Source organism: Microcoleus sp. F4-D5 (genome assembly GCF_036704885.1).
GTDB lineage: Bacteria > Cyanobacteriota > Cyanobacteriia > Cyanobacteriales > Microcoleaceae > Microcoleus.
The window spans coordinates 45,201-52,146 of the sequence record NZ_JAUBSX010000052.1 but is presented as its reverse complement, the minus strand read 5'-3'; the positions used below and the strand labels follow the sequence as shown (position 1 = coordinate 52,146).

The 6,946-nt window shown below is 43.8% G+C and carries 5 protein-coding genes and 1 CRISPR repeat array; all 5 genes read right to left on the bottom strand.

Annotated features, from left to right (window positions below):
• Window positions 1–121: 121 nt before the first annotated feature.
• Window positions 122–3,553: direct repeats of the CRISPR family, unit length 37 nt; unit sequence GTTTCAATCCCTGATAGGGATTTAGGTTTATTTCGGC.
• 251 nt (window positions 3,554–3,804) lie between these two features.
• Complete coding sequence (gene cas2 / locus QUA80_RS21945) at window positions 3,805–4,080, bottom strand: CRISPR-associated endonuclease Cas2 (protein ID WP_333427187.1); 276 nt, start codon at window positions 4,078–4,080, stop codon at window positions 3,805–3,807.
• Between the two features lie 2 nt (window positions 4,081–4,082).
• A complete protein-coding gene (gene cas1d, locus QUA80_RS21940) occupies window positions 4,083–5,084 on the bottom strand; it encodes a type I-D CRISPR-associated endonuclease Cas1d (RefSeq protein WP_333427186.1) in 1,002 nt (333 codons plus the stop codon).
• A 27-nt stretch (window positions 5,085–5,111) separates the two neighbouring features.
• Window positions 5,112–5,705 carry a CRISPR-associated protein Cas4 gene (gene cas4, locus QUA80_RS21935; protein WP_333427185.1) on the bottom strand — a complete coding sequence of 198 codons (594 nt, stop codon included), beginning with the start codon at window positions 5,703–5,705 and terminating at the stop codon, window positions 5,112–5,114.
• A 4-nt stretch (window positions 5,706–5,709) separates the two neighbouring features.
• Window positions 5,710–5,940 carry a hypothetical protein gene (locus tag QUA80_RS21930; RefSeq protein ID WP_333427184.1) on the bottom strand — a complete coding sequence of 77 codons (231 nt, stop codon included), beginning with the start codon at window positions 5,938–5,940 and terminating at the stop codon, window positions 5,710–5,712.
• 157 nt (window positions 5,941–6,097) lie between these two features.
• The gene (gene cas6, locus QUA80_RS21925; RefSeq protein WP_333427183.1) at window positions 6,098–6,934 is read right to left on the bottom strand and encodes a CRISPR-associated endoribonuclease Cas6; all 837 of its coding nucleotides are present in this window, start codon (window positions 6,932–6,934) and stop codon (window positions 6,098–6,100) included.
• Window positions 6,935–6,946 lie beyond the last annotated feature (12 nt).

The window sequence follows — 6,946 nt, the reverse complement described above, 5'->3', positions numbered from 1 at the left end:
GAGGACGCCCAGACATTTTAATATTCTCCTTTACTTTTCAGGTAACTCTAGCATAACTTTAGAAAAATGGTATTAGGTTTATTTCGGCAAAGCAGGAAATAGAATCGAAACTGCGGGAAATGTTTCAATCCCTGATAGGGATTTAGGTTTATTTCGGCGTGCGGACGGGCGATCGAGAAGTGCGGGGATATTTTGGAATTGTTTCAATCCCTGATAGGGATTTAGGTTTATTTCGGCGCAAAACAGGAAGTGAAACAATCTCCGGAATTAAGTTTCAATCCCTGATAGGGATTTAGGTTTATTTCGGCTTTAGCCGCAAAATTAATTCTACAGCTTTAACAGTGAAAGTTTCAATCCCTGATAGGGATTTAGGTTTATTTCGGCTAACCGTTACATATTTGAAGCATCCCAATTTATCCGTTTCAATCCCTGATAGGGATTTAGGTTTATTTCGGCCCAAAGCGGGAGCCATCTCCCGCTCTATTCAATCCCTATGTTTCAATCCCTGATAGGGATTTAGGTTTATTTCGGCTTGGAAAAGAATTTATAAATTACAAAGAGATTATTACGTTTCAATCCCTGATAGGGATTTAGGTTTATTTCGGCATTATCCACTTTATCAGATATGACGAACCCCAAAATGACAGTTTCAATCCCTGATAGGGATTTAGGTTTATTTCGGCCTTTAAAAAGGTACTCTGTCAGATGAAAAAAGTTTCAATCCCTGATAGGGATTTAGGTTTATTTCGGCTCACGAGACTTACTGCAAAATCAAGGCTAAAGAAGTTTCAATCCCTGATAGGGATTTAGGTTTATTTCGGCTCGCTTAACTCTGTGTGTAGATTCCCTTCTTAAAATCCCCCTAGGTTTCAATCCCTGATAGGGATTTAGGTTTATTTCGGCAAAACATTATCCATAAACCGACCGTCTTTCGCAGTTTCAATCCCTGATAGGGATTTAGGTTTATTTCGGCGATCGGCACTAGGGATTTAATCGACCGCCCAGTCGTTTCAATCCCTGATAGGGATTTAGGTTTATTTCGGCAATTCAAAACCTCATCACAAGTGGCAGGAAAAGGTTTCAATCCCTGATAGGGATTTAGGTTTATTTCGGCTCACCCGCAGAACTGACGGACGGGCCCAAAGATGGTTTCAATCCCTGATAGGGATTTAGGTTTATTTCGGCTCTCTATTGCAGTTCGGATTTCCGCTTTTATGGCGGAAGTTTCAATCCCTGATAGGGATTTAGGTTTATTTCGGCTATAAGATAGATTTTTGTGTTGGAGCAATTCGTCATGTTTCAATCCCTGATAGGGATTTAGGTTTATTTCGGCGTAGATGTGAAAGCCCGGTGCCGGCGCAGCGGTCGCAGTTTCAATCCCTGATAGGGATTTAGGTTTATTTCGGCAAGCTTGCTACCTCTCGGCACCATCGGGTTCTCGTTTCAATCCCTGATAGGGATTTAGGTTTATTTCGGCTTGTAATGTTTTCGTTGATTTTTTTTAAATCTTTGTTTCAATCCCTGATAGGGATTTAGGTTTATTTCGGCTCCAAAAAATAAAGCAAAATATGAAGAAAGTATAAATGAATGTTTCAATCCCTGATAGGGATTTAGGTTTATTTCGGCACGATTCTGATGAGATTTTCAGATTGAGCGTCACGTTTCAATCCCTGATAGGGATTTAGGTTTATTTCGGCTTACAGAAAGTCAGCTCAAGGGAAATGGGCAACAGTTTCAATCCCTGATAGGGATTTAGGTTTATTTCGGCTTACTGTCATAAATTGTTAGCAAATATTGACTATATTTTTTGTTTCAATCCCTGATAGGGATTTAGGTTTATTTCGGCTTTCTTCTGGGGCTGACGAAGAGATAAGCGTAGTAGCGTTTCAATCCCTGATAGGGATTTAGGTTTATTTCGGCTTGGCGGATACGTGCCGCGTCCCGCTGCTTGCGCTGCCAGTTTCAATCCCTGATAGGGATTTAGGTTTATTTCGGCAGACGGCAAGTTTAATTCCGACCGGAAAGTTGAGCGTTTCAATCCCTGATAGGGATTTAGGTTTATTTCGGCTCTTGCGTTGCTCCTGGGGATAGTTATCACGGAAGCGGTTTCAATCCCTGATAGGGATTTAGGTTTATTTCGGCTTGAAAAAGCCTGACCAGTATAAAAAAGTTCAATACGTTTCAATCCCTGATAGGGATTTAGGTTTATTTCGGCAGTACGTGCCTTAGCAACATTGAAAATTACAGGCCGCGTTTCAATCCCTGATAGGGATTTAGGTTTATTTCGGCAATGATGGTGTTGCCGCCACTTACAATTACTTGCTGAAGTTTCAATCCCTGATAGGGATTTAGGTTTATTTCGGCGTGCTCGATTGGATTTATTCAGAGAGGCCTTCGGAGGTTTCAATCCCTGATAGGGATTTAGGTTTATTTCGGCTTCTAGGGCAAGCTCAAACTCTTTGCGCTCGATGTTTCAATCCCTGATAGGGATTTAGGTTTATTTCGGCTCAATTTGAAATAGGCAATCAAATTGGTCAGGGGGGAATCATTGTTTCAATCCCTGATAGGGATTTAGGTTTATTTCGGCAGAAGGCTTTCTGATTAGTGGAAAGCAACCTCCAGTACGTTTCAATCCCTGATAGGGATTTAGGTTTATTTCGGCTCTCGTAGGCTTTAGCGGGGATGCACTTGGGCGGGTTGTTTCAATCCCTGATAGGGATTTAGGTTTATTTCGGCACAAAATTCGGTCGCTGCCAGCCAAGACTTGCCCGACTTGTTTCAATCCCTGATAGGGATTTAGGTTTATTTCGGCAAGTTGGGGTGGCTTTACAGTTACTCTGACTTATGGTTTCAATCCCTGATAGGGATTTAGGTTTATTTCGGCTCTACAAGTGTTTAGATTGCGAGCATTGTTGGGGTTACGTTTCAATCCCTGATAGGGATTTAGGTTTATTTCGGCAGTTCTTCACAGTTTTTGAGGTTTTTATGTTATGATTGTTTCAATCCCTGATAGGGATTTAGGTTTATTTCGGCGTTTGCCCGTCGCCACGGCCTACCTCTATCAAGTTTCAATCCCTGATAGGGATTTAGGTTTATTTCGGCTTAGAAACTCGATTCAAGAAAGGTGAGATCGATATAGGTTTCAATCCCTGATAGGGATTTAGGTTTATTTCGGCCGATCGCCCCAGTTCGCATCAAGTTTTTTTGCCAAGTTTCAATCCCTGATAGGGATTTAGGTTTATTTCGGCTTGTTGATAGCAAAAATGGGAATGTTTGAATTTTTAGGTTTCAATCCCTGATAGGGATTTAGGTTTATTTCGGCCAGTGTCTCGCCGGAGGATGGTTTCCGTCCCCACCTTGGTTTCAATCCCTGATAGGGATTTAGGTTTATTTCGGCTTGATGCTTTTTGCAAGCTCGTACCCGCCACAGCCGATCGAAACGTTTCAATCCCTGATAGGGATTTAGGTTTATTTCGGCGAATGCGCGAGTTCACGTTGCCCTGTTTCTACTTGCGAGTTTCAATCCCTGATAGGGATTTAGGTTTATTTCGGCCGCCCGTTCCAGAAGCCTTGCTGTATTTGGTTTTCAAGGTTCAGTTCCGTGAATCTAAAACAAAAGTACCATTCCAGCCTGGGTCTTGTCAATAGCAAATTTTTCTTCCTCACTCCAAAACGTTATCCTGTAAAGCTTTCAGACTTTCCGTGAATCGTTTTTTCAGGTTGGGGGCATCAAACTCTTGCCGGACATGAGTTTGAGCCGAAAAATTTGATACCCCGATTTTAACACCTACCCATTCACGGAAACTAAGCAAAAAATATTGTGCGATCGGCAGGCACTACCCCACCAATGCGTTCGATCTTACCCTGACAGCAGGCGCACAGCCGGACAAACAAAATACTGTCTTCGTTCGGTTTGATGACTTTGTTCAGGCGCGATCGCAACTTAGCATACTGAGTCTCGCTCAAATCAGCACACTCAAACACACTGTACTGCATCCACTGCCCGTAAGACTTGAGCATTTTGTGAATCTTTGTCCGGCGCTTGTCTTCCGAAATATCGTAAGAAATCAGAATGTGCATATCTAGTACAAAACTAAAGGTGGATATTTGTCAATCTCGCCCATCAAATATTTCGCCAACAGCCGCCCTTGAATTTCAAAAGCTTCTTGATAGGTGCACTTGCGTTTCAAAACAGGATGCTTAAACTCAGACTGCTTTTTCTTTTCATACAACTTCAGAAACTCTTTCCGTCCCGTTTCCGACAGTCGCACCACATTACTCAGCGGTTCCACAGTAAAATCATTCGGCGTCAGAATCCGGCGGTTAATCGCATTCAAAATGATACTGTCTGCTACCAAAGGGCGGAACTCTTCCATCAAATCAAACGCTAAACCCACGCGGCCGTAGCGCTGCATATGAAGGTATCCTAAATAAGGGTCAAATCCCACAATATTAATCGCGCTTTGCACGTCGTGACGCAGCAGCGTGTAAGCAAAATTCATCAAAGAATTCACCGGATCGGTAGCAGGGCGGTGTCGCGGTTGAAACACAAAGCCTTCCGCGCGAATTAATTGGTTGAAAACCCTGAAATATGCCGCACTTCCAGCACCTTCCTGTGCGCGCAAGGAGTCAATATTGTCAGTTTTGTCAAGTTTGGCGATCGCATTGGAAATCTGCATAATTGCCGAGGCTAAATTTAGTTCGGAATGTTCCCGCTGAGTTTGAGATAAACTGCTGCGATAATTCTTCAATTTCCCGCGAATAAAACCCCGGACAACATGAATAGCTTGCGGAGTTTCACCCGCCGCTTTCCACTGAGCATTGCGAACGAAAATGTTTTTACTTAATTCCGGTTCCAGCTTACCCAAATAGTGACCGGTATCGGTGATAAAAGTCAGAGGAATTTTCCGTTGTAGCAATTCTGCGATCGCCGCCGGAGAAATAGTCGCCCGTCCCAAAATCACCACTCCATCTAAATGAATCAAAGGCACATCCTGTAACATTTGATTTTTTGCCTTGACATTGAGGCGTTCATCTGTTTTCCCAATAAAAACATCATCTTGATTGATATACAGCGTCCCCACGATTGACTCCTAAATTTGTAGTTTGGATTAATTAGCTTCTTGATAGCGCAGGACTTGATCGGCAGCTTGGGGCAAACATTGCTGATAAAGGCTGCAACCTTGACAGCGTTTGGTATAATTAGGTCGAGGCATTGTCCCTGTTTGCACCAAAAATTGGATAGCGGTGATAGTGGCGATCGCCTCTTGTCTCAACCCCTCAGAAATCTCGACTAATTGCCGCTGGTGCGACTGCGCGTAGTACACATATCCAGTCGCAATAGTTTTCCCCGTCATCTCCTCCAAACAAAGCGCTTGGGCGCAAACCTGCAACTCGTCGTTATCCCATTCTCCCTTCCGTCCCCGCTTGTATTCCACGGGGTAAATCTCACCGTCAGCCGACTCAATCAAATCCGATTTACCAATAAGTTTATACTTCTCAGACTTCAGCCAAATCGCCCGCACCTGCCAAGTTTCATCGCGGTTAATTTCGCCCATCGTGTGAACGCGATCGTGCAAACTCGTGCCTTCTATGGTATACTGATTATCGGCAAATTCTCCCGCACAAGACATTCGCCAGCAGCGGTGAGGACAGTAAGAATATTGGTTCAGAGATGCGATCGAAATGTAATCAGAATCGTTCATAATTTTAAGGGTTGAAACATTTAATTTCCCCGTGGGGCGAAAGAATTTGATGAATTAGCGATCCGCCAGTGATCTGCCAGCGATCCGCCAGTCCGCCAGGGGTTGAAACCCCTGTCTCATAGCTAAAGTCGGTTGAAACCGACTGAAGAAGTAATTTAATCATTGATGAGAGTTTGAGCTTATCGGTAACAGTAAGCGCAAAGGTTGAAACCGACTGAAGAAGTAATTTAATCATTCATACTTGCAGTCCTATGCAAGAGGACTTTAGCTTTGAGGCAGGGGTTTCAACCCCTGGCGGAGTATGGGTTTTACGTTAAGGCTTGCCCTTGCGTATCCCCTACTGTAAAAATCGCGTTTCAACCCCTGGCGGACTATGGGTTTTACGTTCAGTTTCAAGAACTTTTTTTAACAACTATTCGCCTAGTCATTCCCATCCCCATCGGAGTTTTCCTGCCCACCCCGCAGTAAACAGCAAAATCAGCCAAAGCATTAATTTGCTTAATCACTAAAGGCTCGACATCTCCCAAAATCCGATAGCTAACCTCCCCAACCATGCCCACAAAATCGCTTTGATAGTTAGTCAATCTTTCACTTCGGATATTGACAAATGTCGAGAAAAGTGCATCGAAGGAAAGATCGGAAATTGCGATCGGGCTGTACTTATTCCAGCGACTGAGTAGACTGTTAAAAACGCAATCTCTAGTAGGAATCACCGAATCAAATTTCCCCTGTCGAAACGTAGTAGGAGTCGCAAAACTGAAAGCAATTAAACGATTAGTTTCGGAAGCTTGTTCGTAAAGTTGAGAGTAACTACAAGCATTAGCCCAAGGTTGATCTACTTGGGGCGTTCCGAGAATTTTAGCAATCATCAAATCGGCGGGCCCGAGATGCCACGGCTTCGACGGATTGAGGTTCAGCCAAAGATTAGTTAATTGACCGAATAAAGTGTCATCAAGCAGAGTAATCCGCCACCAACAGAGGGTGTGTTCTGGAATCGGTTCTGTGTGTTCCCATTGCAGGAAATGGTGTTTTTTGAAAGGGCATTTTTTAGTTTGCAAAGGGCTGAGAGTGAAGGATTTTTGGGCGGCGGCATCGTGGAGGCGATCGCCGAGTTTTTTGTCAACCGAGCTCACGAGGGTGAGGAAGAGGGCGTGCAGGTGTCTTCCGGTGAGGTATCCGGGGGGAATTGGGGCCAGGGGAAGGATGTTGAGGACGAGGCTGTGCGGCATAATTGGTTAATG

Coding starts and splice junctions, on each gene's coding strand:
- cas2 (WP_333427187.1), bottom strand. CDS start 4,080: ATGCACATTCTGATTTCTTACGATATTTCGGAAGACAAGCGCCGGACA.
- cas4 (WP_333427185.1), bottom strand. CDS start 5,705: ATGAACGATTCTGATTACATTTCGATCGCATCTCTGAACCAATATTCT.
- cas6 (WP_333427183.1), bottom strand. CDS start 6,934: ATGCCGCACAGCCTCGTCCTCAACATCCTTCCCCTGGCCCCAATTCCC.
- QUA80_RS21930 (WP_333427184.1), bottom strand. CDS start 5,940: ATGATTAAATTACTTCTTCAGTCGGTTTCAACCTTTGCGCTTACTGTT.